Origin of the sequence: Mycolicibacterium moriokaense (assembly GCF_010726085.1) — a bacterium.
Taxonomy (GTDB): domain Bacteria; phylum Actinomycetota; class Actinomycetes; order Mycobacteriales; family Mycobacteriaceae; genus Mycobacterium; species Mycobacterium moriokaense.
Map to the genome: position 1 here is coordinate 230,024 of NZ_AP022560.1, position 25,569 is coordinate 255,592.

Here is a 25,569-nt window from a genome sequence, read left to right on the forward strand (position 1 = left end):
CACAGGAACGATTCAGAAAGCCCATCTCATCGGTTCAGGGATTCAGCTGATCCCGTACAACTCGGAGCGGACGGCATCCAACGCGCGCTGCAGCGACGGGAGCCTGCGATCCCGCTGCTTCGCCGCCGTGGCCGTCTGCACCGCATGCTCACGCAGTTCAGTGTCGATCGCGGCGACCCGGTCGGCGGCGGTGGCGCTCTCGACCTCGTCGCGATGCGCGGACTCCGAGGCCAGCGCCGTCTCCGCGACGAGCACCCGGGTCGCGACCCGCTCCTCCAGCGCCGACCGCACCACATTGACCACGTCGGTCACCCAGCGATCGAGCACCGCCCGGTCACGCAGCAGCCCGCGAATGCCCACCACCCAGACGGTCATCGCCAACCCCACCGCGCCGCCCACCACCAGCCCCGCGGCCGCCATACCCGGAGCGAGCCCGGCGAACAGGCGGGTCACCACCAGCGCCATCCCGAGCCCGAAGCCGGCGCCGAGGATCATCATCAGCTGCGTTTCCTGCCTGCGGGACTTCAACGGCGGGCCGACGATCTCCTGCATCGACGGCGGGCCGGCCACCGGGGGCGGCGGCAGATCCAGGTCGCTCGCCACGTCCGCCAGCGCTGCGGTGATGCCTTCGTCCACGTCCTCGACGACCGCGCCCAGCCGAGTCCGTACCTGGGACTCGAAGACACCGACCCCGCGTCGCGTCACCTGCGCCGCCTCCTCGGCCAGCTCACCGCGCATCGACGTCGCGCGGTTTCGGGCGTCATGCGAGAGCTGCACATGCGCCTGCTTGAGTCGACTGCGCAGCGCGATGCCACGCTCGCTCCTCGCCAGTCGGCGCCGACGCAGGATGTCGTCGCGCTTGGTATGCAGAGCGTTGACCCGGGCCCCGCGGTCGACCCCGTCGGCGTCGGCCAGGTAGTGCACGATCACGCCCTCCAGCCGGGTTTCCCACGCCCGTAACCGATTCCGGCGGGCGACGTCGGGGTCCGACAATCGCCGCCGCAGCAGGTCGACGAGCTCGTCGACGCGGGGCCCGCCGAGATCGGGCGCCGCGGCCGCTCCGACCCATCGCACGTGGGCGTAGCGCGGTGCGCGCTGCGTCAACAACTGAGAGTCCTCGGCGAGCACGTCGCGCCAGTTGCGGTGCGCGTCGATCTTCGACACCACCCCGATCACCAGATCGGTGTACTTCGTGGCCGAATCGATCAGGGCGCAATCGGATTCCGTCAGCGGTGCGATCGCCGACACCGTGAACACCACTGCGACCGGCGCGTGTTTGGGGCTCAGTTCGTCGGCCTCGACGAACGTCTGGTCGGGTATCCGGTCGCGCAACGCCGTGATCAGGCTCGTGGTGCCTGCCAGCCAGGGGCCGACCACCAGCACCGCGTCCCGACTTTCGACACCGGGCGAACGCAGGCCCGGTTCGATCGCTGCCACCAGGGCGTCCGCCGCGCTCTCCCCGGTCACCGCTGCCGCCCGTACAGCAGCAGCGAGCCCCGGCATATGTCGGCCGCGCAGCCGCGGTGCATCGCCCCGACCGGGCCGTCGCCGTAACGCCGCCAGAACACCGCGCGCCTGCGATGCGCCGCGGGCCCGTCGCTGCGGTCGACCCGCATACCGTCGGCTTCCACCACGTCGACGGCCGCGCCCATCACCGCGAGCACCGTCGTATCGCTCACCAGGAACTCGGCGAGCTGCTGGTCGCTGAATCGTGTTGCGAGCGTGCGTAATTCGGTGATCGCCATACGTACTCGCCGATACCGCTCCGGCGCGGCGGCCGCGTTCAGCTGTGCCACCACCGCGTCGAGAAGGCTCAACCGGCGCAACAGCGCGCGCACCGCCGCGGTGTCGGCGCCGCCGTCGATCGCCAACACCGCGTGGGCGATGCCGAAGCGATCCAGGGTGTCGATCAGCCGCTGTCGCACCGCTGCCGGCAGCGGATGTTCGCGGTCCACGAAGGCGTCGACGGAGGTGAGATCCGCAGGAGCGGCCACAAGTGTTCGCAGCGCGGCGATCAGATCGTCGTCCAGTTCGGCGACGGCGAGCAGGCCGATCATCGGCACCGTCGGAGTACCCGTCGACGCCTGGATCGTCGCCGCGCGGCGCTGTGCCAGCGCCATCGGTCCGCCGGCGCCGAACGCCATCAGGTCCGCTTTGTTCAGCAGGGTCAGCTGCGAGCGGCCCGCGGCAACCCGATCCTCGGGCTTGAGCGTCTCGGCGATCACCAGGGCGGTGACGTCGGCCTCGGATTCGTCGGCCGTCACCGCGATGCCCGCGCCTGCGAGGGCATCGGCCACCGTCGCGCGCCCGACACCGCGGCGGCCGCATACGGCGACGCGCACCGGCGCACCGACACGGCGCACGATCGGCGACAGCCGAGGATTGCGGCTCTGCTCGGCGAAGCGCGTCAATACGTCGACGAAGATCTGGTGGCCCCTCCCGTTCCCCACCCACGATGTTGGCACTGCGCTGGAGGTGGCGATAGCGGCAGATGGGAGCCCTTGGGATAACGGCAGGCGGTAGCAGGAAAAGGCAACTGTTGGGTATCAATCTGTAACACGATGCGGGGACTCGACCCTTGATGAGCGACGATGGACGGATGCTTTCGGGAAGCGCGGATGCAGGGGCACCACCCGCGTCGCATCGGCATCCCCGGGTAACCAGCTTCCGAACCCGCCGCACCACGCTCAGCGGTGCGCAGCAGGCGACGTGGGAGCGGCTCTGGCCGGAGTTGGGCATGCATGCGCGGGACGGCGACGGGCCGGCTCCGCTGCTGGACACGGACTCGTGGTTCGGGCGCAGCGCGCCCATCGTGCTGGAGATCGGCTGCGGAGCGGGCACCTCGACGCTGGCGATGGCGCAGGCCGAGCCCGACATCGACGTGGTCGCGGTGGAGGTCTACCGCCGCGGGCTGGCCCAGCTGCTGTCCGGTATCGACCGTGAGCACGTCACCAACATCCGCCTGATCCGCGGCGACGGCGTCGACGTGCTCGAGCACATGTTCGCGTCGGACTCGCTGACCGGGGTGCGGGTGTTCTTCCCCGACCCGTGGCCCAAAGCCCGCCATCACAAGCGTCGTCTGCTGCAACCGGCGACCGTGGCGCTGATCGCCGACCGGTTGCGGCCAGGCGGTGTGCTGCACGCCGCGACCGACCATGCGGGATACGCCGAGCACATCGCCGCCGTGGGGGACGCCGAGTCGCGGTTGCGCCGCGTCAGCATCGGCGACGAGTTGCCCATCTCGACCGATCGGCCGACGACGAAGTACGAGCGCAAGGCCCTCGCCGGCCCCGACGTGACTGAACTGCTCTGGGAGAAGGCACCGTGAGCGTCGCAGAAGACATCGGACAGGAGATAGAGGTCACGCCGGCCCAGGCGGACCCGACGGCGCCGGTCGAAGGCACGTCGCGAGTGCTGCTGGTCTGGGACGCTCCCAACCTCGACATGGGCCTTGGCTCGATCCTCGGCGGCCGCCCGACCGCGGCGCACCGGCCCCGGTTCGACGCACTGGGCCGCTGGCTGCTGGCCCAGACCGCCGAACTGTCGGCCACCCGTCCGGATGTCTCGCTGGAGCCCGAGGCCACCGTCTTCACCAACATCGCCCCTGGTAGCGCCGATGTGGTTCGACCCTGGGTGGAGGCATTGCGTAACGTCGGGTTCGCGGTCTTCGCAAAACCGAAGATCGACGAGGACAGCGACGTCGACAGCGACATGCTCAACCACATCGCGCTCCGCAGGAGTGAGGGATTGGCCGGCGTGTTGGTGGCTTCCGCCGACGGGCAGGCGTTCAAGCAGCCCCTGGAGGAAATCGCCCGCGACGGCATACCCGTGCGGGTGCTCGGATTTCGCGAACATGCGAGCTGGGCGCTAGCGTCGGATACCTTGGTGTTCGTCGACTTGGAGGACATCCCCGGTGTCTTCCGGGAGCCACTACCGCGAATCGGCCTGGATTCGCTGCCCGAGCAGGGTGCTTGGCTGCAGCCGTTCCGGCCGCTGTCATCGCTATTGACCTCGCGCGTCAACAATTGAACTGCGCGCAGGTCGCCGCAGAATGAGTAAGGAGCTTTAGGTGTTCGCCTGGTGGGGTCGGATGGTGTACCGGTACCGGTACACCGTCATCGGCGTCATGGTTGCACTCTGCGTGTCCGGCGGCATCTACGGCATCAGCCTCGGTCAACACGTCACTCAGAGCGGCTTCTACGACGAGGGCAGCCAGTCCGTGCACGCGTCCGTCGTCGCTGACAAGGCGTACGGACGAGACCGGACCAGCCATATCGTGGCGATCCTCACTCCGCCCGACGGCAAGAAGGTGGACGACCCGGCGTGGATGAAGAAGACCACCGACGAGCTCAATCAACTCGTGGCCGACCACGAGGACCAGATGGTCGGCTGGGTCGGCTGGCTACGAGCGCCCAACAGCGAGGATCCGACGGTCCAGCAGATGAAGACCGCGGATATGTCGGAGACGTTCGTCAGCGTCCCGCTAAAGGGTGACGACGACGACACGATCCTGAAGAACTACCAGGCCATCCAGCCCGACCTGCAGAAGGTCAACGGCGGCAACATCCAGCTCGCCGGCCTCAACCCGCTCGCCAGCGAGCTCACCGGCACCATCGGCGAGGACCAGAAGCGTGCCGAGGTCGCCGCCATCCCGCTGGTGTGCGTGGTGCTGTTCTTTGTGTTCGGCGGTGTGATCGCGGCGGCCCTTCCCGGTCTGATCGGCGGCCTCACCATCGCCGGGGCGCTGGGCATCATGCGGTTGCTCGCCGAGATCATGCCGGTGCACTTCTTCGCCCAGCCGGTCGTCACCCTGATGGGGCTCGGCATCGCGGTGGACTACGGCCTCTTCATGGTGAGCCGGTTCCGCGAAGAGCTCGCGGAGGGTTACGACACCGAAGCCGCCGTGCGCCGCTCCGTGATGACGTCGGGCCGCACCATCATGTTTTCGGCGGTCATCCTCGTGGCGTCGTCGGTGCCGCTGCTGCTGTTCCCGCAGGGCTTCCTCAAGTCGATCACCTACGCGATCATCGCGTCGGTCATGCTCGCTGCGATCCTGTCGATCACCGTCCTGCCCGCCGCGCTGGCCATCCTCGGTCCCCGAGTCGACGACCTCGGCGTGCGCTGGCTGCTGAAGTTCGCAGAGCCGGACCCGATCGTGTCCGACCCGAACAACCCGCGCACCAACACCTTCGCGCTGGCCTCGATTCCCGCGGGCCTGCTGGTCCCGCCGGTCGGCATCGCGCTGGGACACCTTGCGCGCAAACGCATCAGGCAGACCGGGGAACAGGGTGCGCAGTACACAGTCATCGGTCTGACGCTCGGCTACATCACGCTGCTGGGTGGTCTGGCGCTGGCCATCGTTTCGGCGAAGGAGAGCCTGGGAACCGGGCTGTACTGGGTGCTGTTGGGCATCGTGATCTTCGTGGCCGTCGTCGTCGCCGGCGTCGTCCTCGCGCGCTACATCCCGCTCGCTCGTACGCCGATCGTGTGGTGGCTCAACTGGCTGGCGGAGAAGACGCAGAAGACCAAGACGCGCGCCGAGGTGGAGAAGGGCTTCTGGGGCAAGCTCGTCAACGTCGTGATGAAGCGTCCGATCGCCTTCGCCGCGCCCATCGCGATCGCCATGATCGTGCTGATCATTCCGCTCGGCCAGTTGGCCCTGGGCGGCATCAGCGAGAAGTACCTGCCGCCCGACAACGCGGTCCGCATCGCGCAGGAGAACTTCGACAAGACCTTCCCCGGGTTCCGCACCGAGCCGCTGACGCTGGTCATCGAGAACACCGACGGTCAACCGGTGACCGACCAGCAGGTCGCCGAGATCCGCAACAAGGCCCTCACCATCCCCGGCTTCATCGAGCCCGACGGTGACGTCTCGAAGATGTGGCAACCGCGTGGCGGAGAGTCGAGCGACCCCTCCGTCCGCGTCATCCAGAACGGCCTCATCGATCGCAACGACGCCGCCAAGAAGGTCGGCGAGCTGCGGTCGATCGCCCCGCCGCGCGGCCTGACGATATCCGTCGGTGGCACACCGGCTTTGGAGCAGGACAGCATTCACAGTTTGTTCGACAGGCTGCCGTTGATGGTGACCATCCTCATCGTCACCACCACGATCCTGATGTTCTTGGCGTTCGGCTCCGTGGTGCTGCCGATCAAGGCGGCGGTGATGAGCGCGCTGACGCTCGGCTCGACCATGGGCGTGCTGACGTGGATGTTCGTCGAAGGCCACGGCTCAGGGCTGATGAACTACACGCCGCAGCCGCTGATGGCGCCGATGATCGGCCTCATCATCGCGGTGATCTGGGGTCTGTCGACCGACTACGAGGTGTTCCTGGTCTCCCGCATGGTGGAGGCACGCGAGCGCGGTATGTCCACGGCCGAGGCGATCCGCATCGGCACGGCCACCACCGGCCGCCTGATCACGGGTGCCGCACTGGTGCTCGCGGTCGTCGCGGGCGCGTTCGTGTTCTCCGACCTGGTGATGATGAAGTACCTGGCGTTCGGCTTGCTGATCGCGCTGCTGCTGGACGCGACCATCGTCCGAATGTTCCTCGTGCCGGCCATCATGAAGCTGCTCGGGGACGACTGCTGGTGGGCGCCGCGATGGATGAAACGCATCCAGGAACGCCTCGGTCTCGGCGAGACCGAACTGCCCGACGAGCGCAAGCGGCCCGCGGTGCGTGAGGCCGCCGAGCACCCCGAGGCGCTGGTCGGCGCGGGCGCGCCCCTGCGTCCTCCCCCGACGACCCGGCCGCGTCCACCGCTCGACCCCACGCATCCAGCCGCCGAAGGCGCCACCCGTCCCGGTGCCGGCCGCACCGTGACTCCACGGACGAACGCGCCGTCGAGCACCGGCACGACGCGTATGCCGACCGGACGCCCGTCCGACGACGAACCGCAGACGACGCGTCTGACGACCGCCAAGAACGCGGTGCGCAACGTCGTGAGCAATGCCGCGGCGGCCACCCGCGCCGCAACCACTCCCCCTGCTCCGCGGCCGCAACGCGAAGACCGCGAGATCGAGTCGTGGCTCGGCGAATTGCGCGGTACCGGCACACCCGCCAAACCGCCGACTCCGCCCACACCGCCGCCGACGCGCACGCCGTCGACCGAGTCGACCCGCGCGATGCCGGAACAGACCGAGAGCGGCCGGCGGCAGCTGACGCAGCCCGAGCCGGGCAACGAACCGACGACGGCCATCCCGGCGCAGGCCGACGACGACGCGACGACGGCGATTCCCGCTCAACGTCCGCAGGATCCCGAGACCGCCACCGACAAGCTCAACACGCCTGAGGAAGCCGACCAGCCGAAGCGGCGCGGCGGGGGCGGCGGCGTGAGCGCGGCGGATCTGCTGCGCCGCGAAGGCCGGATGTAGTCCGTCTCGTTATCGCCGGGTGTAACGCCATGGCGCGATTGCGGCCGAATTCTCGCCATGTGGTTACAACCGGCGGCGCGCAAAGGCGGCAACGACCCGACCGATGACGGCACCTTCGGTGTCCCGCTTGGTGACGCGTACGTCGATCCAGCCGAGTTCGGTCAGTTCGTCATGTCGCCTGATGCCCTTGTTGAAAGCGTCCGGGTCGGTTCGGTGGTGATCGCCCTCGTACTCGGCCGCCACTTTGATGTCCTCCCAACCCATGTCGAGTTCGGCGACCAGCGCACCGTAGGCGTCGTAGACGGGGATCTGCGTTGTCGGCCGCGGGAACCCGTTCCGAATGAGCAGCAGACGCAGCCACGTTTCGCGCGGCGACTCCGCCCCCGGATCCACGAGATCGAATACCGAGCGTGCTTTCCGGATGCCGTGGCGTCCGCGATACCGATCGGCCAGCAGCTCGACGTCGGCCATCTTGAGGCGGGTCGCGCGAGCGAGCGCGTCGATCGCCGCGACGGCTGAGTCGACGGGAAGCCGGCACGCGAGGTCGAGAGCGGTTCTCGCAGGAGTCGTCACCCGCATACCGCCGATAACGCAGACCTCGTCGTCCTCGACGCTGTCCGCCCATGCGATGACTCCGGGAGTGCGCCTGCGATTGGTGTCGATGATCGCGGCGGGCAGGTGCGGGTCAATCCAGCGGGCGCCGTGAAGCGACGACGCCGAGAGCCCGGCGAGGATTCCCCGCCGTCTGGACCTCAGCCACGCTGCCCGGGCTCGGACGGCGGGCGTGATCCGCACGTCCTTGCGGATGTACACGTCGCGATGAAGCGCGACGAAGTCTCGCCTCAGCGTGTGCCGCGTGAGTTTTCCACTCGCGATCGCTTCGGTACCCAGAAAGGGTTGATCCATGGCCGGATTCTGCATCTGAGCGCCGACACCGCGGTGGGTGTAACGCCATGGTGCGATCGCGGCCGAATTCCCGCCGTGCGGTTACAACCGGCGCTAGTCGGTATCGGTGACGTCGTCGGCTTCAGCCACGATGACGGGATCGTCCGCGGTCGCCTGCGCGGCCTCCTCTGCAGCGGGATCGTTGGCGAGCAGCACCCTGGCCGCGCTGTTGAAGAACGCCACCGCGGGCACAGCAAGCAGGGCGCCGACGATGCCTGCCGTGACGCCACCCGCCGCGATCGCCAGCACCACAGCCAACGGGTGGATCGAAACGGCGCGCCCCATCACCAGCGGCTGCAGCACGTGACCCTCCAGCTGCTGGACCGCGACGATCAGGCCCAGGGTGATGAGCGCGAAGATCCAGCCCTTCGCGATCAGCGCGACGACGACGGCGAGAAATCCCGCGATCACCGCACCGACGAGCGGGATGAACGCGCCCAGAAACACCAGCGACGCCAACGGAAGCGCCAACGGGATGCCCATGATGGCCAGGCCGGCGCCGATCCCCACCGCGTCGACCAGCGCCACCAGGAACGTCGCGCGCACATAACCGATCAGTGAGCGGAACCCCGCCCGGCCGGCTTCGCGGACGCGCGGCTGCACGGTGTCGGGGAAGATCTTGGTGACGAAACCGAAGATGTTGCGCCCGCCGTGCAGCAGGAAGATCAGCGTGAACAGCACGAGCAGCGCACCGGTGACGATCTCAGTGAGGGTGCTCGCCGTCGACAGCGCCCCGCTGGTCACCTTCTCCTGGTTGTTGCGCAGCGCCTCGAGCGCGCTCTCGCGGATCTGCTGAATCTGTTCATGGCCGACCTGAAGGGGGCTGTCCGCCAACCAGTTTCCAAAGCCTTCGATGCTGTGGCCGACCTGTTCGGCCAGCGCGGGCACGCCCTCGATGAACTGGCTGATCACGAACGTGAGGATGCCGCCGACCACCGCGAAGCCGGACAGCAACATGAGCGCCACCGCGAGGCCGCGCGGCGTGCCGAGGCGATCGAGGAAGTCCACCGCCGGCAGCAACAGCGCCGCGACCATGGTCGCCAGGGCGACCGGAACCACGATCAGCTCGAGCTCCTTGATCAGCCAGAGCAACGCAAAGATCGCGGCGAAGATGACCAACAGCCGCCACGACCAGGCGGCGGCCTTGCGAACCAGCGGGCTGACCGCCTGGTCAGCATCACTTAGACCGGCGGGCATTCAGCCAGCGTAACGGCCCGCCTCGCGGAGTCCAGGTATCTCGGGAAACCGCCTCCCACGCTTTACCCTGTAGTGCGTGTCGCACGACGCGCCTGCGCGCGAGGCCCGCGCCGCGCGCGGCAAGTATTGGTGGCTGCGGTGGGTGATCATCGCGGTCGCGGTCGTCGTGCTGTCGTTCGAACTGACCCTGGTGCGCGATCAGCTCGCCGACGCGTGGCGCAGCCTGTACTCGGCGAACTGGTGGTGGGTCGTCGCCGCCATGGTTGCGGCGATGTCGTCGATGCACTTCTTTGGAGACATCCAGCGCAAGCTGCTGCGATCGGCGGGTGTGACGGTGCACCAGTGGCGCTCGCAGGCGGCGTTCTACGGCGGAAACTCGTTGAGCACCACGCTGCCCGGCGGTCCCGTGCTGTCGGCGACGTTCATCTACCGCCAGCAACGAATGTGGGGCGCCACCCCCGTCGTGGCCTCGTGGCAGCTGGTGATGTCGGGTGCCCTGCAGGTCATCAGCCTCGCACTGCTCGGACTGGGCAGTGCATTCTTCCTTGGCGCCAAACACAACCCGTTCTCGCTGATCTTCACCCTCGCCGGGTTCATCATGCTGATCGTGCTGGCCCAGACCGTGGCGTCACGGCCGGATCTGCTCGACGGCGTCGGTGTCCGCGTGCTGTCCTGGGTCAACTATCTGCGAGCCAAGCCGTCGGACAACGGGCTGGCCAAATGGCGGGAGACCCTGGCTCAACTCGAATCGGTGAAGCTGTCCCGCCGCCAGATGGGCGTCGCGTTCGTGTGGTCGATGATGACGCTCGTCACCGGTGTCGCGACGCTGTTGTTCGCGTGCTTCGCCGCGAGCGGTAGACCGTCACTGCTCGGTGTGGTCGTCGCCTACGTCGCCGCCCGCGCCGTCGGCTCGATCCCGCTGATGCCCGGCGGGTTGTTGGTGGTCGAGGCGGTGCTGGTGCCCGGTTTGGTGTCCAGCGGAATGACGTTGGCCTCGGCGATTTCCGCGATGCTCATCTACCGGTTGATCAGCTGGATCTTCATCGCGGCGCTCGGCTGGGTGGTGTTCTTCTTCATGTTCCGCACCGAGGTCGACGTCGATCCCGACGCGGCGACGGGCGTGAGCACCGAAGAATCGCGCAGGCCCGCCGCCGATTCCGACGCGCGTCCCGAGCCCGATCCGTAGCGGATCGCGAACCGGCTCATGGGATCCCGGACCACCGTCGCCGCATGGTCGGCCGCCGTGGTGCTCGTCGTCGCCGGCTGCGCAACCTCGTCCGAGCCACCCGCTGCATCCACAGCCTCGCCGTCCCCGCCGACCGGCTCAGGACCCATACGCGGCCCGCTGCCGCCGGTGGCGACCCCGTTGGTCGGCCGCGTACTAGCCGCACCAGTCCCCGTTCCGGCGACCGACGGCAAGACCCACCTCGCCTACGAGGTTCAGTTGACCAACGTGCTCGCCCAGGAGATGACGCTCACCTCGCTGGTGGTGCTCGATCGCGACGTGTCGCTGCTCAAACTCTCCGGCGACCAGCTCGCCGATTCGACCCGCATCATCGGAACCAAAACGCCGACAACGAAAATCGGGCCCGCCCAGAGCGCCGTCGTGTGGCTGGACCTCGCGCTCGACGAGGACGCCACGGTGCCTGCCCGTCTCGTGCATGCGATCGGACTGTCGCTGCCCGACCCCAAGCCGCCGCTGTTTCCGGCGACCATGACCATCAATATCGCGCCGGTCGAGGTCACAAAGCGTGTGCCCGTTGTCATCTCGCCGCCGTTAACGGGGCCGAACTGGTTGGACGGCAGCGGGTGCTGCGATATGGGCCCACACCGGATGGCGCTCAATCCGATCGACGGCCAACTCTGGGCAGCTGAGCGATTCGCGATCGACTACGTACAGCTGGACTCCGACGGCCGCGAATCGCACGGAGACCCAACCAAACTCGAGAGCTACCCGGCCTTCGGCAGCGACGTTCGCGCCGTCGCCGACGGCCTGGTCGTGGCTGTGGTCGACGGACTGCCCGAACAGATTCCCGGCAAGGTTCCGGCTGGGCTGTCACTCGATCAGTACCCGGGCAACCACATCGTCCAGGATCTCGGCGGAGGCAACTTCGCGCTGTACGCCCACCTGAAGACCGGCACGGTCGCCGTCACACCCGGTGCCCGGCTGAGCGCCGGGCAGGTGATCGGCGCCGTCGGCAACACCGGCAACTCAAGTTCGCCACATCTGCACTTCCACGTGATGAGCACCGCCGATCCGCTGCGCTCCGACGGACTTCCCTTCGTGTACACCGAGTTTCGGCTCGACTCACGCATCGGCATCACGCTGGATGAACTCGAGGAACTTCCCGACGACCAGCCTGTGCCACTGCAACCAGGCTTTGCCGCGCGCGACGAGAAGGACGTCATGCCAATGAATCTCGATGTGATGACCTATGCCGACTGAAGCCCGACCGGCATTGACCGCCTTCCTCACCGATGTCGTCTGCGTCATCGTGTTCTGCACCATCGGCAGGCGTAGCCATGCCGAAGGGCTGACCGTATCCGGCATCGCCGAAACAGTGTGGCCGTTTCTGGTCGGCACGCTGGTCGGTTGGCTGGCGAGTCTGGCGTGGCGGCGCCCGGCCGCACTGGTGCCGACCGGCGTGACGGTCTGGGTGTGCACCGTCGTCGTGGGGATGCTGCTGCGATGGCTGACGTCTGCCGGAGTGGCACCGAGTTTCATTGTCGTGGCGTCGGTTTCGACCGCCGTGCTCCTACTGGGATGGCGCGTCGGGGCCCGACTGCTCACCCGAGGCTGACACCGTCAAGGTCGCTCGCAGGCCGCCCAGCGGGCCGTCGGACAGTTCGATGTCGCCGCGATGCAGGGTGGCCTGTTGGGCCACCAGCGCGAGGCCGAGTCCGGAGCCGCCCGGCGCGGCGGTGCTGCCGCGGGAGAACCGGCCCAGCACCGTCTTGTGCTCCTCAGCGGGCAGACCTCGCCCGTTGTCGTCCACGATGATGACGATCATGTCGCCGGCCCGTCGTGCTTCGAGCACGATGCGGGTCGCCTGCCCATGGGTGATCGCGTTGCGCACCAGGTTGTCGACGGCCAGGCGCAGACCGCTCGGCCAGCCCCAGATAGCGTCGAGGTCCTCTGCCTCGACGACGATCTCGACGCCCGCGTTGATGCGCATGTTCTCCCTGGCGACCCGGTCCAGCATGTCGGCGATATCGATGGGTTCGCGGTCCTCGGCCTGCGCCAGCTGACCTGATGCCAGTTGGCCGAGCGCGGTGATGATGGCCTCGACCCGTCGCTGGGCCCTCGACAGGTCCGCCACCACCTCCTGGCGCTCCTCGGCGGGCAGGTCGTGGATCCGCAACGTGTCCAGATCGGCGCGCATCGCTGTGAGGGGGGTGCGCAGCTCGTGGGCGGCGTTGGCGGCGAAATCTTGAGCGGCCTGCAGCGAGTTGGTGGTCGCCCGCTGCGCGGCGGCCAGCCGGCTCAGCATTTCCGACATCGCCTCGGAGAGGTCCTCTGCCTCACGTACGCCGCGCACCTCGGGCATCCGTTCACTGCCCTTGCTCAGTTGCTTGGTGTGCTCGGTGAGCCTGCGCAACGGTCGTATCGCCGGACCCGCGAGCAGCCAGCCCAGCAGCGCGGCGATCAGCACGGTGAGTACACCCGCCGCGCTGTAGATCGGGATTCGCGCGCGGTTCAACAAGATGCTGTCGGCGCGGATGCCGATCGACATCATCACGCCGTCGGATTCGTCGACGGGCAGGGTTCGCACCCGGTACTCGACGCCGTTGACTTCGACGGTCTCGGTACCCGGCGGCAGTGGTGGCAACTGGAAGCCGCGCTGGAACACCACCTGGCTGGTGGATGTCGACCTTCCCGTCGTCAACACTCCGCGCCGGGGATCCTGCAGCTGCTCGGGGTACATGCTGGCGTCGACGATCGCGTCGAGGCGGCGATCCAGTTGCGCCTCATCGTTATTCGCCAACACCACCGAGGTCGCGATCGTGAACACCGCGACGACCGCGGCCGCGGCCGCCGCCGATGCGACAGCGACCCGGGTGCGTAGCGATGCGGATCGCAGAAACCGCGGAACTTTCACGCGCTAAGGCTAGGCGGTTCGGTCTAGGGCTCGTCCCGCAGGACGTACCCGATCCCCCGGACGGTGTGGATCACCCGCGGCAGGCCGTCGCGTTCGAGCTTGCGGCGTAGGTAGGAGATGAACACGTCGGCCACATTGGTGTCGACGTCGAAGTCGTAGCCCCACACCAACTCCAGCAGGCGCTGGCGGCTCAGCACCACACCCGCGTTCTCGGCCAGCACGGCGAGCAGGTCGAATTCGCGCTTGGTCAGATTGACGCGCTCACCGCCGGCGAACACCAGTCGCCGCGCAGCGTCGATGGTCAACGGTCCGACCGTCGTCGTGTCTGACTGCTGATCGGAATGCCCGGCCCGACGCAGCAGGGCGTGCAGCCGCGCGACTAACTCGCCCAGATCGAACGGTTTCGTCAGGTAGTCGTCCGCGCCCGCTTCCAATCCGGCGATGCGGTCGTTGACCGTATCCCTTGCGGACAGCACGCAGATCGGAATCTCGTTGCCAAGTGCCCGCAACGCGGTGACGACGGCAACCCCGTCGAGCTCGGGCATCTGGACGTCGAGCACGAGTGCGTCGTGCGACTCGTTCGACAGCAGCCGCAGGGCCTCTTTACCGGTCGCGGCGACCCGAACGTCGAAGCCCGAATGGCGCAGTCCGCGCGCAACGGAGGTTCTGACGTCCGGGTCGTCGTCGACCATGAGCACAGTGCGGCCAGAGCCGTCCCCCATCGACGGCTCATGCGCACCCCCGAACGGAGGCTTAACTGTCCGCGACGCCGTCGCCGTTGGTGTCGCCGCAGCGGTTCTTGAGGTCGACAAGCGGCTGACGGATCCCGGTCAGATCGGCCTTGGCTTGCGGGTTGGCGTCGAGGTAGGCCTTGACGTCATCCTGAATCTGGTCGCGGGGCTGACCCTCGAGGCTCGTGAAGAAAAAGTTCACATCAGGATGGGTGAAGAGGTAGGCAGACGTCGCTGCCGAGACACCCGCAGCCACACCAGCCAGGTCCGCCGCGGTGCAGTTGGGCGGGGCGGGTTGCGCCATTGCCGAGGGCATCGCGCCGAACATGATCGCACCGGCGAGCGCGCCGGTTCCCACCGCGCCAGCTACCGCACGTCGGGCAGTACGGGGCGAGAGCAACATGGACAGCTCCTTCTTCGGAAGTGGTAGAGGCCGTAACCGTGGGCGGTTACCGACACCAAAAGCTAAGCAGAATGTTCACAGACTTTCCTGCCTTGGGGCCAACGAGTCGCGAGAAACTCCGAAATCGCAGCTCATTGCAGCCACAGCGAAGGCTGCCGGTCGATCTTGACTACGGCAAGCCCGCGATTGCAGTCGTGGGTAGCGGCGCCATGCCCTGCGAAACCGGCGACACCGCCGACGTTTGCGCCGGTGTCGCGGCTTCCACTTGACCGGGCGTGGGCCCGCCTACCGCTGCGCTTGGCAAACTCGCCGCCGCCCCGGTGCCCTGCTGCGCGGCCTGCATCAGACCCATTAACTGCGGCAAGGTCAGCGGCAACTTGCACCGGCTGGACAGCGTCGCCAGCGGCTGCTGCAGCTGCTGCATGTCCTTGGCGGCTTGCGGGTTAGCGTCGAAGTACGTCTTGGCCGCGGCGATCGACTGCGGGCCGGGCTGTTGTCTGGCGATCGCCGTCAAGGCCTGATTGGTCTGCGGGTGCGAATCCAGGTAATCGCCCATGGAGGTGGCGACCGAGCCGATCGTCTTGGCGACCTCACTGGCCGCACACGGGTCCGGCGCCGCGGTTGCTGACTGCATCGCAGTCGCCGACGACACCGCGATCGCGGCGAACGTGGCGAGCAGGGCGGCGATCGATTTCATGACGGGTCTCCTTACGGTTTGCGAACGTCTGGGCGCACCGCAAACGCTCGCCAATCGGCGGCAATCGATCCCCGACATCAAAAGTGGCCGATACGGCCGATCCACATATTGCCACCCGCGGCGTTGGGCTCACCAATTCAGCAGGAAGCTGCCAGGTGGGGCGCGCTAGCTGAAGGAGTGGGTTAGAGCTGCTTAAGGCGTTGCTGGCAGGATTCTTGCGGATCCTCGCCATAGCACACGCTGTTGTACGCTCACGCTAGCTACGCCGGGCCGAAATCCGGCCGGCAGCGCGACTCCGGGGAGAAAGCGGGGAGTTCGACATCCAGCAGTTCATGATGCGCTTGAGCAGCACCCTGCGCAGATATCGCTGGGCGGTGTTCGCTGTGTGGCTGCTTCTCCTGGTGCCATCGATCTACCTCGCGGTGACTCAATCGAGTCACCTCACCGGCGGCGGGTTCGAGGTCGAGGGCTCCCAGTCGCTGCGCGTCCAACGTGAGCTCGAGGACAACTTCCCGGACCAGGGGGCGTCGCCACTGGCCCTCGTGGCCGCACCGCGCGCCGACGCGTCCTTCGACGATATGAACGACGCCGTGGCGTATCTGGAGCGCGCCGCGTCCGAGGTGCCCAGCGTCAGGATCGTGCCCAATCCCCAACAACCGGCGCCGCAGCCCGACCGCCCGTACGTCATCACCCTGCAGCTGGACTTCAACAACACCGGCGCCGTGGACGTCGCGAAGCAACTGCGCCAGAAGGTCGGCGTCAACGGCGAGGACCCCGGCGAGATCGAGAACGGCAGGGTCAAGCTCTACGTCATCGGTCAGGGCGCTCTCGGCGCCGCCGCGACGCAGGCCACCAAACACGACATCGCACAGGCCGAGCAGTGGAACCTGCCGATCGTCCTGATCGTCCTGCTCGCGGTGTTCGGGTCACTGGCCGCCGCGGCGATGCCTCTGGTTCTCGGGATCTGCACCGTCGTCGTGACGATGGGGCTGGTCTATCTGCTGTCGATGTACACCACGATGTCGGTGTTCGTGACGTCGACGGTGTCGATGTTCGGCATCGCGCTGGCCATCGACTACTCGCTGTTCATCCTCATGCGCTTCCGTGAGGAACTGCGGTCGGGCCGCGATCCCGACCAGGCCGCCGACGCCGCGATGGCCACCTCCGGCCTTGCGGTCGTGCTCTCCGGCCTCACGGTGGTCGCCTCGGTGACCGGGATCTATCTGATCCAGACGCCGGTGCTGGTTTCGATGGCCACCGGCGCGATCCTGGCGGTGACGCTGGCGGTGCTGACCTCGACGACGCTGACGCCCGCCGTACTCGCGACATTCGGGAAGGCGGCGGCCAAGCGTTCGTCGTACCTGCATTGGTCGCGCCGCCCGGAGACCACCCAGTCGCGGTTCTGGACGCGCTGGACGGGCTGGGTGATGCGGCGGCCGTGGCTGGCGGCGCTCGGGGCGTCGGCGCTGTTGCTGGTGCTGGCCGCGCCCGCGTTCTCGATGGTGCTCGGCAACAGCATGCAGCGGCAGTTCGACCCCACCCACGAGATCCGCGGCGGGGTGAACGCGGCGGCTGAGGCGCTGGGCCCCGGTGCGCTCGGTCCGGTGCGGGTGCTGGTCAGCTTCCCTGACGGCAACGCCGCATCGGCCCCGGCGAAGGCACCGCTGCTGGACGCCATCCGACAGCGAATTGCCCAGGGCCCCAACGTCGTCTCGGTGGCGCCGCCGGTGTTCGGCGAGGACTACCGCCACGCGCTGCTGTCGGCGGTGCTGTCGGTGGACCCCGAGGACATGGGTGCGCGCGACACCGTCGACTGGCTGCGCAAAGAACTTCCCGCCACCCCCGGACTCGGCGACGCCCGTATCGATGTCGGCGGGCCGACCGCACTGATCAAGGACTTCGACGATCAAGTGTCGGCCACACAGCCGCTGGTGTTCGCCTTCGTCGCGCTGATCGCGTTCGTGATGCTGCTGATCGCGATTCGCTCGGTGTTCCTGGCATTCAAGGGCGTGTTGATGACCGTCCTTTCGGTGGCGGCCGCCTACGGCAGCCTCGTCGTGGTCTTCCAGTGGGGCTGGCTGGAGGCGCTGGGCTTCAAGCCGATCTCGTCGCTGGACAGCACCATCCCGCCGCTGGTGCTGGCGATGACGTTCGGCCTGTCGATGGACTACGAGATCTTCCTGCTGACTCGCATCCGGGAGCGGTTCCTGCAGACCGGTAACACCCGCGACGCCGTCGCGTACGGGGTCAGCACCAGCGCCCGCACGATCACGAGCGCCGCGCTGATCATGATCGCGGTGTTCATCGGGTTCGCGTTCGCGGGCATGCCGCTCGTCGCGCAGCTCGGCGTGGCGTGCGCGGTGGCGATCGCGGTCGACGCCACGGTGGTGCGCCTGGTGTTGGTGCCGGCGCTGATGGCGATGTTCGACGAATGGAACTGGTGGCTGCCGCGCTGGCTGGACCGTATCCTGCCGTCGGTCGACTTCGAGAAGCCGCTGCCCAAGGTCGACGTCCCCGACCTCATCATCATCCCGGACGACCTGTCGTCTCTCGGGCCGACCGGTTCGGAGCTGCGGACGGTCGTCAAGTCGGCGGCGAAGCTGAAAATCCTTGCGCCCCAGGCTGTTACCGTTGCTGATCCGCTGGCGTTCAGCGGCTGTCAGCCGGCGACGCAGCTGCGCAGCGCCAACCGCATCAACGGCACGCACCGCCCCGGCCGCAACGGCGGAGCTCTGCTGACCGAGGAGCTGCCGGTGCACCCGGTGACGATGTGGCGGGGCCGGCTGTCGGTGGCGCTGGAGGCTCTGCAGGCGGCGTCGGAACTCGAGCAGGCGCCGATGGAACGCCGCAGCCCGGTCGAGACCACCAATGTGCAACTGCCGACCGGCGACCGCCTGCAGATCCCCACGGGTGCGGAGACGCTGCGACTGCAGGGCTACCTCATTATGTGCCGGAACAGCACCAAGGACTACGCGGAGTTCGCCGAACTGGTCGAGGCCATGGAAACTCGGACGGCCGCGTCGGTGCTGACGGGAATCGACCGGTACTACTCTGGACAGGATCCGAGGAAACAATGGGTGGCCACCCAGTTGGTGCGCCGGCTGGCCGACCCGCAACCGTCAGACGAGCACGACACCCGCATGTCGGGTCCACAAGCGGAGGCCGATTGGGCCAAGGTGAAGGAACGGTGTCTGGCCGTGGCGGTGGCGATGCTGGAGGAGGCGAGGTGACGGTGACTCCCGACGTTCGGGATACCCAGCGCCGTCCGGCCGACGACCGACCGGTCGAGTTCTGGCCCACCGCCGCTATCCGCGCCGCCCTGGAGACCGACGACCTCGCTGTCTGGCAGCGCATCGTGGCGGCGCTCAAACGCGACCCGTTCGGCCGCACCGCGCGCCAGGTCGAGGAGGTGCTGCGCACCGCCAAGCCGTACGGCGTTTCCAAAGCGCTCGCCGAGGTCCTCAATCGCACCCGCGAGCATCTGGAAGCCAACGAGCGCGCCGAGGTGGCACGGCAGATCCAGGCGCTGCTCGCGAAGTCCGGTCTGGGCCAGCAGGAGTTCGCGTCGCGGATCGGTGTGCCGAACGACGAATTCGCGACGTACCTCAGCGGTGAGACCAGTCCATCCGCGTCGTTGATGGTGCGCATGCGCAGGCTCGCGGACCGCTTCGCGAAGATGCGCTCGACGCGCCGCGACGACCGGGCCTGAGCCCCTAGGCTGGCGGCATGAACAGCAACAACAAAGCCGCGATCAGCCTCACCACCGGACTTGAAGACCCCGAGAAAGTCACCGTCGCGTTCCTGGTCGCCGTCGGTGCCGCCGAAAGCGGTCGTCCGACGCTGATGTTCTTGACCAAAGAGGCCGTCCGGCTGGCCGTGCCGGGAGTGGCCGTCGGCACCGCGTGCGACGGATGTCCGCCGCTGGAGGAGTTGTTGGAACGCTACGCGAAGGCGGGCGGGCGGTATCTGGTCTGCCCGATCTGCATCAAGTCCAAGCAACTCGACGCGGACAACTTCATCAGCGGTGCCGAGCCCGGCGGGACGGTCCAGCTCTGGGAGTGGATCGGCGACGGCGCGACGACGTTCAGTTACTAGCCGCCGGTGGACCTCGAACGCATCCTTCGGGATACCAAAAGCGTGGCGATCGTGGGGGTTTCGAACGACCCCATGCGCCCGAGCCACGGCGTCTGGCAGTACCTGAGGGCGGCCAGCGACTACACGCTATATCTGGTGAACCCGACGGTCAGCGAGATCGACGGCACCCCGGTCTACCCGTCGCTAGCGGACCTGCCCGTCGTCCCCGACATGGTCGACGTCTTCCGCCGCCGCGAGCATCTGCGCTCCGTGCTGAACGACACGATCGCCATCGGCGCGAAAACGCTTTGGCTGCAACAGGGTCTGTGGGACGACGACATCGCGCGCGACGGTGCGGCGGCGGGACTGCAGGTCGTGATGGACCGCTGCCTGAAGGTCGACCACGCGAACCTGCTTTCCCGGTGATTTGTGTGCGTTTAGGAGCGCTGAGCGCTCTCGAATGCACACAAATCGCAGGGAGTCACCGGGAATGGATGGGCGACACGTCGTCGACCAGCCAGCGGCCGTCCTGCTTGGACAGCTGAACCCGCAGCGCAAGCACCGCGGTGTCCGGCGGACGCCCCGGCGAATTCTGCGTCCCATGCATGATCACGGCCACGCTGGCGGCGGCCGGTCCGATCGCCTCGACACCCGCGGACACGGTGCTGGCGTGAGCCGTGATGTTTCGACTCGCCAAATCCTTTGCGACGGAGTCGAATTCCTTCTTGAACGCCTCCGCGCTCTCCGGTGACATCTGCGCTGCGGCGCGATCGATCGACGCGGTCGGGTCCTGCGGGGTGAACGTCGCCGACGCCTCCGCCACACGGGTCGCGATGCCGACGACTTCGGCGGTGTCGTTGCGCAGGTTGCGGTCGGGCACCGACCAGTCCAGGTAGCCGACGATCACCGCGGCCGCCAGCGCCGCCGTCGCGACCCCGACCACCGCCAGCCGCAGCCGCGGCCCGTCGTCGTCGGTGCCGACGCTGACCCCGTCCCGGCGCGCCAGCACCGCGTTGACCACGACGGCTTCGACGATGAGCAGGCACAGCACCGAACACACCGACACCCACCACAACGGCCATTCGAGCGCGACGCCGATGTAGAGGAGCGCGGCGATCGCGGCCAGCGGCGGCAACACGTCGAACGCCAGAATGCGCCAGGCGTATCTCATCGGATCGGCTCCAGCCGCGAGATCATCAGCCTGCCGTCGATGTCGGACACGTCGAGGCGCAGGGTCCAGCGCACCGTCTGGGGCTTGTCCCGGCCGGCGTTCTCGCTGATCGACGTCGCCACGACCATCACGGTGTCGGTGCGCGACGCGAACTCGGCCATTTCGGGCGCCGGTGGCGACGACGGTTCCTGCGAGTTCGGCGGTCGGTGGTGGACGTATTCGATGGCCACCGAATCGACCTGGCCGGTGGTGCGCGACTGCAACTTCTGGACCAACTCGCGGTACGGCTTGACCGCGGCGTCGAAGTCGGCGTTCAGCTGTCCGACCGTGCCCTCGTGGAGTCGGGCCAGGCTGGCGTCGACGGTGTCCTTGTTCATGTTGATGAGCACGCTGGTCCAGTCGGCGGCGGCCTGCATCGCGCGGGTGCGGTAGCGCAGCTCCTCGGCGTCGTCGCGGTGTTGCGTCCAGATCAGGGCGGCGAGCACGATCGCTGCGACGGCGATCACACCGAGCACCGCAGAGCCGATGCCGTAGCCGGAAATCGCGGGACCAGCGTCGTCAGGCGCGTCGTCCTGCACGTCGTCGGGCATGCGCGTGAGGGTACCTGGCGCGCTGTGCCGCGCGGCTCCCACAACCTGTCTGGCACCCTGGTGGGGTGACGGTAGAAACGACGCACGACGCAGCCGCAGCGACCATCAGATCCGGTATCGACCTCAGCTACGTCGACTCTGACGCCCGCCCACAAGACGACCTCTTCGGCCATGTGAACGGCCGCTGGCTGGCCGAATACGAGATGCCCGGCGACCGGGCCACCGACGGCGCCTTCCGCGCGCTGTACGACCGCGCCGAGGAGCAGGTCCGCGATCTGATCATCGAGGCCGCGTCGTCCGGCGCGGCGAAAGGCACCGATGAGCAGCGCATCGGCGATCTGTACGCCAGCTTCATGGACGAGCAGGCGGTGGCCGCGCGGGGCGTGCAGCCGCTGCTGGACGAGCTGGCCGCCATCGACGCCGCCGCCACGCCCGAGGCGCTGGCCGCTGTGCTCGGCGCGTTGCAGCGCACCGACGTCGGCGGCGCGACGGGAATCTATGTCGACACCGACTCCAAGAACTCGACGCGCTATCTGGTGCACCTGACCCAATCCGGTCTCGGCCTGCCCGATGAGTCGTACTACCGCGACGAGCAGCACGCCGAGATCCTCGCCGCCTATCCGCGGCACATCGCGGCGATGTTCGGCCTCGTCTACGGCGAGGAGAGCCAACCGAACGAATGGCAGGCGACGGCGGAGTGCATCGTCGCGCTGGAGACCAAGCTGGCCGCAGCGCACTGGGACGTGGTCAAGCGCCGCGACGCCGACCTGACCTACAACCTGAGGACCTTCGCCGAGCTGCCCGAGGAGGCGCCCGGCTTCGACTGGACCGCGTGGGTGACGGCGCTGGGACTCACACCGGAGAAAGTGGCCGAAGTCGTTGTCCGCCAGCCCGATTATCTGACGGCGTTCGCGGCCGCGTGGGCCGCCGAGGACATCGAGGACTGGAAGTCGTGGCTGCGGTGGCGCGTTATCAAGGCGCGCGCGTTCCTGCTGACCGACGACCTGGTGGCCGAGAACTTCGAGTTCTACGGTCGCAGGCTCTCGGGCACCGAGGAGATCCGCGAGCGGTGGAAGCGCGCCGTGTCACTGGTCGAGGGGCTGATGGGCGACGCCGTCGGACGGCTCTACGTCGAGCGGCATTTCCCGCCGCAGGCCAAGGCCCGGATGGACGAACTCGTGGCCAACCTGCGCGAGGCCTACCGCGTCAGCATCAACTCGCTGGAATGGATGACCCCCCAGACGCGTGAACGCGCGCTGGCCAAGCTCGACAAGTTCACGCCCAAGATCGGGTATCCCGCGAAGTGGCGCGACTACTCGGCGCTGGTGATCGAGCGTGACGATCTCTACGGCAACTATCTGCGTGGCTGCGCGGTGGAGTACGACCGCGAGGTGGCCAAGCTCGGCGGTCCCGTCGACCGCGACGAGTGGTTCATGACCCCGCAGACGGTCAACGCCTACTACAACCCGGGGATGAACGAGATCGTCTTCCCCGCTGCGATTCTGCAGCCGCCGTTCTTCGACGCCGACGCCGACGACGCCGCCAACTACGGCGGAATCGGAGCGGTGATCGGCCACGAGATCGGGCACGGATTCGACGACCAGGGCGCGAAGTACGACGGCGACGGCAATCTGGTGGACTGGTGGACCGACGAGGACCGCGCCGAGTTCGGTAAGCGGACAAAGGCTTTGATCGAGCAGTACGACTCATACGTGCCGCGCGCGCTGAGCAACGGCCACCACGTGAACGGTGCGTTCACCGTCGGCGAGAACATCGGCGACCTGGGTGGCCTCTCGATCGCGCTGCTGGCCTACCGGCTGTCGCTCAAGGGTGAGCCCGCACCGGTGATCGACGGCCTGACCGGTGAGCAGCGGGTCTTTTTCGGCTGGGCGCAGGTGTGGCGCACGAAATCCCGTGACGCCGAGGCCATTCGCCGGCTCGCGACGGACCCGCACTCGCCGCCGGAGTTCCGGTGCAACGGCGTCGTCCGCAATATGGACGCGTTCTACGAGGCCTTCGGGGTCGACGAGTCGGACGCGCTGTACCTCGACCCGCAACAACGGGTCCGCATCTGGAACTGACGAACAGACGCGAAATCCCCCAATTTCAGAGGAAATTGGGGGATTTCGCGTCTTCTCGCGGTTAGAACATCTGCCAGTCTGAGGCGCCGTCGGGTTGGTTGTACCAGCCCTTCGAGTTCTTGATGACGATCGGGTCGCCGCTGCCGAAGTTGTCGTAGAACCACTTCGCGTTCGCAGGGCTGATGTTGATACAGCCGTGGCTGACGTTCCGTACGCCCTGATCGGCCACCGACCATGGCGCGCTGTGCACGAAGTTGCCGCTGTTATCGATCCGGACTGCGAGGTCCACATCGGTCTTGTAGCCGTACTCCGAATTCACCGGAACGCCGTACGTCGACGAGTCCATGACGATGTGGGGGAACTTCTCGAGCACGTAGTAGGTGCCGTTGGGCGTGGTATGCCCGCCCGCCGACATCCCCATCGACACCGGGATGGTCTTCACCAACTCGCCGTTACGCACGACTTCCATCTGATGCGTCGAATCGTCGATCGTAGCGACCAGCTGCTCGGGGACGGTGAAACTCGACTTGGTCCCCGCGGCGTCGATGTAGACGGTGGTGCCTGCCGGCCAGAAGTCCTGCGGACGCCACCGTAGCTGAGTGTCGCTCGTCCAGTAGAACCTGCCGGGAACAGGCGGCACGGACGTGATGTGCACGGCGTCCTGGGCCATCTGCCGGTTGGCGATGGGCCGCTGGAAATTGATGTAGATCGGCTTGGCCGCGCCGACCTTGGCGCCGTTGGTCGGATTGAACGACGGCGGCAGGAACGGCGGCTCCCCGATGAACGGCGTCGGGTTCTGCCCGGCGGGCGTTCCCTCCGGGATGGCCATCGGCTGGGGCTCCCCGAACAGCGGTGGCGGCGGGGGTGGCAGAGGCGCACCGAGCGGGGGTGGCGCGGGCGGCCCAGGCGGAGCGGGCGGCGGAAAGGCCGCCGGGACCGCGGGCGGAGCCACCGCAGCGGCCGGGTCGACCGGAGCGGGTGGCGGTGGTGGAACATCCGGCTGAGCCAGCGCTGACGGGGTGCTCAGCACCATCCCGCCGACCAGCCCGGCCGCCATCACAGCGGTGATAAGGCGCCTTGTCATCGGCTGCCGCATACATGACCTCCCAGTCGCACAACTTCGTCCAGTGTGGCACAGCGCTCGGTGTGAATTTTGCGATCGGAATGCCGCGAAACCCCTGACCACAGCGCCGCACAGGCTGCTGACCTGCTGTGTTAATCGCGCCGTGGGATCCGAGCGTTACGGCTAGGAACGCACCAGCCGGGCAATCGCGGCCGATGCCTCGGCGAGCTTGGCCTCCGCCTCCGTGCCGCCCTCGGCGACGGCCTGGCTGACGCAGTGCCCGAGGTGCTCGTCGAGCAGGCCCAGCGCGACGGACTGCAGTGCGCTGTTGACAGCGCTGATCTGGGTCAGCACGTCGATGCAGTACTTGTCCTCGTCGATCATCTTCGCGATGCCGCGAACCTGACCTTCGATCCTGCGTAGCCGCTTCGCGTAGTTGTCCTTCTGCGGCGAGTAACCAGGCTCGGCCTTCTCATCAGCCATCACTGCCCGCCTTTCAGCATCTGGTTCATCTGGGTGATCTCCGCCTGCTGCGAATCGATGATGGACTGCGCCATGCGCTTGACGTCCACGTTCAGGCCGTTGGCCACCTCGGCCTTGGCCATCTCGATGGCCCCCTGGTGGTGGCTGATCATCGACTGCAACCACAGCTCGTCGAACTCCGGGCCGGACAGCGACTGGAGTTTGGCCATCGTGGCGTCGTCGACCATGCCCTGCATCTGGCCGTGGTGACCGCCGGCGCCGTGCGAGGCGGAACCGTCGGCACCATCGGAACCGTCGGCATTGTCTTCGGGATTTTCGTCCCACTGCACGAGGAACACCCGCAAGGCGTTGATCTCGGGCTGCTGTGCGGCGGTGATCTGGTTGGCCAGGGCGATGAGTTCGGGGTTGGTGGAACGCTCGGGCACCAGGGCCGACAACTCGATCGCCTGTTCGTGGTGCGGAATCATGTCGGTCGCGAACGCACGGTCGTCGGTGTTGAAGCCGGCAGGCTCCATGCTGACGGTGGACTCGTGAGTCGTGCCCGCATCGGTCTTCTCCTCGGAGCTCGAGCACGCGGCGAGGAACAGCGCGGCGCAGAGGGCTAGCACGATTGCCGGGACGAGGGCGGCGGTACGAGTGGCGCGATACGGCATGACGCCACC

24 protein-coding genes are annotated in these 25,569 nt (G+C 67.6%); 11 read left to right on the plus strand and 13 right to left on the minus strand.

Annotated elements, in window-relative coordinates; genetic code table 11:
• Positions 1-42 precede the first annotated feature (42 nt).
• Positions 43-1,467, minus strand: a complete 1,425-nt coding sequence (locus tag G6N43_RS01000) for a hypothetical protein (RefSeq protein WP_234810130.1) — start codon at positions 1,465-1,467, stop codon at positions 43-45.
• The gene (locus G6N43_RS01005; protein ID WP_234810131.1) at positions 1,464-2,450 is read right to left on the minus strand and encodes a hypothetical protein; all 987 of its coding nucleotides are present in this window, start codon (positions 2,448-2,450) and stop codon (positions 1,464-1,466) included. Before G6N43_RS01005 ends, G6N43_RS01000 begins: the two co-directional genes overlap by 4 nt.
• A gap of 131 nt (positions 2,451-2,581) precedes the next feature.
• Here G6N43_RS01005 and trmB point away from each other — a divergent pair, with 131 nt between their 5' ends.
• Genes trmB through G6N43_RS01020 form a run of 3 tightly spaced genes read left to right on the plus strand, consistent with a single transcriptional unit; the run spans position 2,582 to position 7,372 of the window.
• Entirely contained in the window at positions 2,582-3,328 is a 747-nt protein-coding gene (gene trmB, locus G6N43_RS01010; protein ID WP_083153033.1) for a tRNA (guanosine(46)-N7)-methyltransferase TrmB, read from the plus strand.
• A gap of 26 nt (positions 3,329-3,354) precedes the next feature.
• Positions 3,355-4,029 carry an NYN domain-containing protein gene (locus G6N43_RS01015; protein ID WP_234810136.1) on the plus strand — a complete coding sequence of 225 codons (675 nt, stop codon included), beginning with the start codon at positions 3,355-3,357 and terminating at the stop codon, positions 4,027-4,029.
• 40 nt (positions 4,030-4,069) lie between these two features.
• Complete coding sequence (locus tag G6N43_RS01020) at positions 4,070-7,372, plus strand: MMPL family transporter (protein WP_083153035.1); 3,303 nt, start codon at positions 4,070-4,072, stop codon at positions 7,370-7,372.
• A 63-nt stretch (positions 7,373-7,435) separates the two neighbouring features.
• On the opposite strand, the gene G6N43_RS01025 is transcribed toward G6N43_RS01020, so the two are convergent.
• Both G6N43_RS01025 and G6N43_RS01030 read right to left on the minus strand, forming a co-directional pair.
• A complete protein-coding gene (locus G6N43_RS01025; RefSeq protein ID WP_083153171.1) occupies positions 7,436-8,278 on the minus strand; it encodes a type IV toxin-antitoxin system AbiEi family antitoxin in 843 nt (280 codons plus the stop codon).
• A 93-nt stretch (positions 8,279-8,371) separates the two neighbouring features.
• On the minus strand, positions 8,372-9,514 hold the full coding sequence (locus G6N43_RS01030) for an AI-2E family transporter (RefSeq protein WP_083153036.1): 1,143 nt from the start codon (positions 9,512-9,514) through the stop codon (positions 8,372-8,374).
• A 76-nt stretch (positions 9,515-9,590) separates the two neighbouring features.
• Here G6N43_RS01030 and G6N43_RS01035 point away from each other — a divergent pair, with 76 nt between their 5' ends.
• From G6N43_RS01035 to G6N43_RS01045, 3 genes are read left to right on the plus strand one after another with little or no spacing between them, the layout of a single operon-like run.
• Positions 9,591-10,700 carry a lysylphosphatidylglycerol synthase transmembrane domain-containing protein gene (locus G6N43_RS01035; RefSeq protein ID WP_083153037.1) on the plus strand — a complete coding sequence of 370 codons (1,110 nt, stop codon included), beginning with the start codon at positions 9,591-9,593 and terminating at the stop codon, positions 10,698-10,700.
• 18 nt (positions 10,701-10,718) lie between these two features.
• A complete protein-coding gene (locus tag G6N43_RS01040; protein ID WP_083153038.1) occupies positions 10,719-11,960 on the plus strand; it encodes a M23 family metallopeptidase in 1,242 nt (413 codons plus the stop codon).
• The gene (locus G6N43_RS01045) at positions 11,950-12,315 is read left to right on the plus strand and encodes a DUF3054 domain-containing protein (RefSeq protein ID WP_083153039.1); all 366 of its coding nucleotides are present in this window, start codon (positions 11,950-11,952) and stop codon (positions 12,313-12,315) included. The genes G6N43_RS01040 and G6N43_RS01045 overlap by 11 nt, the downstream gene beginning before the upstream one ends.
• Here G6N43_RS01045 and G6N43_RS01050 read toward each other — a convergent pair.
• The 4 genes from G6N43_RS01050 to G6N43_RS01065 form a co-directional block, all read right to left on the minus strand.
• Positions 12,271-13,614, minus strand: a complete 1,344-nt coding sequence (locus G6N43_RS01050; protein ID WP_083153040.1) for a HAMP domain-containing sensor histidine kinase — start codon at positions 13,612-13,614, stop codon at positions 12,271-12,273. The two genes, G6N43_RS01045 and G6N43_RS01050, sit on opposite strands and share 45 nt — an antisense overlap.
• 23 nt (positions 13,615-13,637) lie before the next feature.
• Positions 13,638-14,336 (minus strand): response regulator transcription factor, encoded by a 699-nt coding sequence (locus G6N43_RS01055; RefSeq protein WP_083153041.1) that lies wholly within the window; start codon positions 14,334-14,336, stop codon positions 13,638-13,640.
• A gap of 31 nt (positions 14,337-14,367) precedes the next feature.
• The gene (locus G6N43_RS01060) at positions 14,368-14,748 is read right to left on the minus strand and encodes a heme-binding protein (RefSeq protein WP_083153042.1); all 381 of its coding nucleotides are present in this window, start codon (positions 14,746-14,748) and stop codon (positions 14,368-14,370) included.
• Positions 14,749-14,917: 169 nt separating this feature from the next.
• A complete protein-coding gene (locus tag G6N43_RS01065; RefSeq protein WP_083153043.1) occupies positions 14,918-15,445 on the minus strand; it encodes a hemophore in 528 nt (175 codons plus the stop codon).
• Between the two features lie 332 nt (positions 15,446-15,777).
• Between G6N43_RS01065 and G6N43_RS01070 the strand changes: the two genes are divergently transcribed.
• From G6N43_RS01070 to G6N43_RS01085, 4 genes are read left to right on the plus strand one after another with little or no spacing between them, the layout of a single operon-like run.
• Entirely contained in the window at positions 15,778-18,675 is a 2,898-nt protein-coding gene (locus G6N43_RS01070; protein ID WP_083153044.1) for an MMPL family transporter, read from the plus strand.
• Positions 18,672-19,154, plus strand: coding sequence for a helix-turn-helix domain-containing protein (locus tag G6N43_RS01075; RefSeq protein WP_083153045.1), 483 nt, complete (start codon positions 18,672-18,674; stop codon positions 19,152-19,154). Before G6N43_RS01070 ends, G6N43_RS01075 begins: the two co-directional genes overlap by 4 nt.
• 17 nt (positions 19,155-19,171) lie before the next feature.
• A complete protein-coding gene (locus G6N43_RS01080; protein WP_083153046.1) occupies positions 19,172-19,540 on the plus strand; it encodes a DsrE family protein in 369 nt (122 codons plus the stop codon).
• A gap of 6 nt (positions 19,541-19,546) precedes the next feature.
• Positions 19,547-19,945, plus strand: coding sequence for a CoA-binding protein (locus G6N43_RS01085; protein WP_083153047.1), 399 nt, complete (start codon positions 19,547-19,549; stop codon positions 19,943-19,945).
• A 55-nt stretch (positions 19,946-20,000) separates the two neighbouring features.
• Here the strand turns inward: G6N43_RS01085 and G6N43_RS01090 are convergent, their stop codons facing one another.
• Positions 20,001-20,690, minus strand: a complete 690-nt coding sequence (locus tag G6N43_RS01090; protein ID WP_083153048.1) for a hypothetical protein — start codon at positions 20,688-20,690, stop codon at positions 20,001-20,003.
• Positions 20,687-21,280, minus strand: a complete 594-nt coding sequence (locus G6N43_RS01095) for a hypothetical protein (RefSeq protein ID WP_083153174.1) — start codon at positions 21,278-21,280, stop codon at positions 20,687-20,689. Before G6N43_RS01095 ends, G6N43_RS01090 begins: the two co-directional genes overlap by 4 nt.
• Before the next feature lie 65 nt (positions 21,281-21,345).
• On the opposite strand from G6N43_RS01095, the gene G6N43_RS01100 reads away from it, so the two are divergent.
• Positions 21,346-23,361: a M13 family metallopeptidase gene (locus G6N43_RS01100; protein WP_083153049.1), complete on the plus strand. Its 2,016-nt coding sequence runs from the start codon at positions 21,346-21,348 to the stop codon at positions 23,359-23,361.
• Positions 23,362-23,422: 61 nt separating this feature from the next.
• On the opposite strand, the gene G6N43_RS01105 is transcribed toward G6N43_RS01100, so the two are convergent.
• From G6N43_RS01105 to G6N43_RS01115, 3 genes are all read right to left on the minus strand, one after another.
• On the minus strand, positions 23,423-24,457 hold the full coding sequence (locus G6N43_RS01105; protein ID WP_083153050.1) for a L,D-transpeptidase: 1,035 nt from the start codon (positions 24,455-24,457) through the stop codon (positions 23,423-23,425).
• 150 nt (positions 24,458-24,607) lie between these two features.
• Positions 24,608-24,907, minus strand: coding sequence for a copper-sensing transcriptional repressor RicR (ricR, locus tag G6N43_RS01110; protein ID WP_083153051.1), 300 nt, complete (start codon positions 24,905-24,907; stop codon positions 24,608-24,610).
• A complete protein-coding gene (locus G6N43_RS01115) occupies positions 24,907-25,560 on the minus strand; it encodes a DUF305 domain-containing protein (protein ID WP_083153052.1) in 654 nt (217 codons plus the stop codon). The genes ricR and G6N43_RS01115 overlap by 1 nt, the downstream gene beginning before the upstream one ends.
• Between the last annotated feature and the right edge of the window lie 9 nt (positions 25,561-25,569).

What these genes read in the sequence shown, in the direction of transcription:
- G6N43_RS01030 (WP_083153036.1), bottom strand. Translation starts at nt 9,514, where the DNA reads ATGCCCGCCGGTCTAAGTGATGCTGACCAGGCGGTCAGCCCGCTGGTT.
- ricR (WP_083153051.1), bottom strand. Translation starts at nt 24,907, where the DNA reads ATGGCTGATGAGAAGGCCGAGCCTGGTTACTCGCCGCAGAAGGACAAC.
- G6N43_RS01115 (WP_083153052.1), bottom strand. Translation starts at nt 25,560, where the DNA reads ATGCCGTATCGCGCCACTCGTACCGCCGCCCTCGTCCCGGCAATCGTG.
- G6N43_RS01090 (WP_083153048.1), bottom strand. Translation starts at nt 20,690, where the DNA reads ATGAGATACGCCTGGCGCATTCTGGCGTTCGACGTGTTGCCGCCGCTG.
- G6N43_RS01080 (WP_083153046.1), top strand. Translation starts at nt 19,172, where the DNA reads ATGAACAGCAACAACAAAGCCGCGATCAGCCTCACCACCGGACTTGAA.
- G6N43_RS01095 (WP_083153174.1), bottom strand. Translation starts at nt 21,280, where the DNA reads ATGCCCGACGACGTGCAGGACGACGCGCCTGACGACGCTGGTCCCGCG.
- G6N43_RS01065 (WP_083153043.1), bottom strand. Translation starts at nt 15,445, where the DNA reads ATGAAATCGATCGCCGCCCTGCTCGCCACGTTCGCCGCGATCGCGGTG.
- G6N43_RS01105 (WP_083153050.1), bottom strand. Translation starts at nt 24,457, where the DNA reads ATGCGGCAGCCGATGACAAGGCGCCTTATCACCGCTGTGATGGCGGCC.
- G6N43_RS01040 (WP_083153038.1), top strand. Translation starts at nt 10,719, where the DNA reads ATGGGATCCCGGACCACCGTCGCCGCATGGTCGGCCGCCGTGGTGCTC.
- G6N43_RS01070 (WP_083153044.1), top strand. Translation starts at nt 15,778, where the DNA reads ATGATGCGCTTGAGCAGCACCCTGCGCAGATATCGCTGGGCGGTGTTC.
- G6N43_RS01025 (WP_083153171.1), bottom strand. Translation starts at nt 8,278, where the DNA reads ATGGATCAACCCTTTCTGGGTACCGAAGCGATCGCGAGTGGAAAACTC.
- G6N43_RS01060 (WP_083153042.1), bottom strand. Translation starts at nt 14,748, where the DNA reads ATGTTGCTCTCGCCCCGTACTGCCCGACGTGCGGTAGCTGGCGCGGTG.
- trmB (WP_083153033.1), top strand. Translation starts at nt 2,582, where the DNA reads ATGAGCGACGATGGACGGATGCTTTCGGGAAGCGCGGATGCAGGGGCA.
- G6N43_RS01055 (WP_083153041.1), bottom strand. Translation starts at nt 14,336, where the DNA reads ATGGGGGACGGCTCTGGCCGCACTGTGCTCATGGTCGACGACGACCCG.
- G6N43_RS01045 (WP_083153039.1), top strand. Translation starts at nt 11,950, where the DNA reads ATGCCGACTGAAGCCCGACCGGCATTGACCGCCTTCCTCACCGATGTC.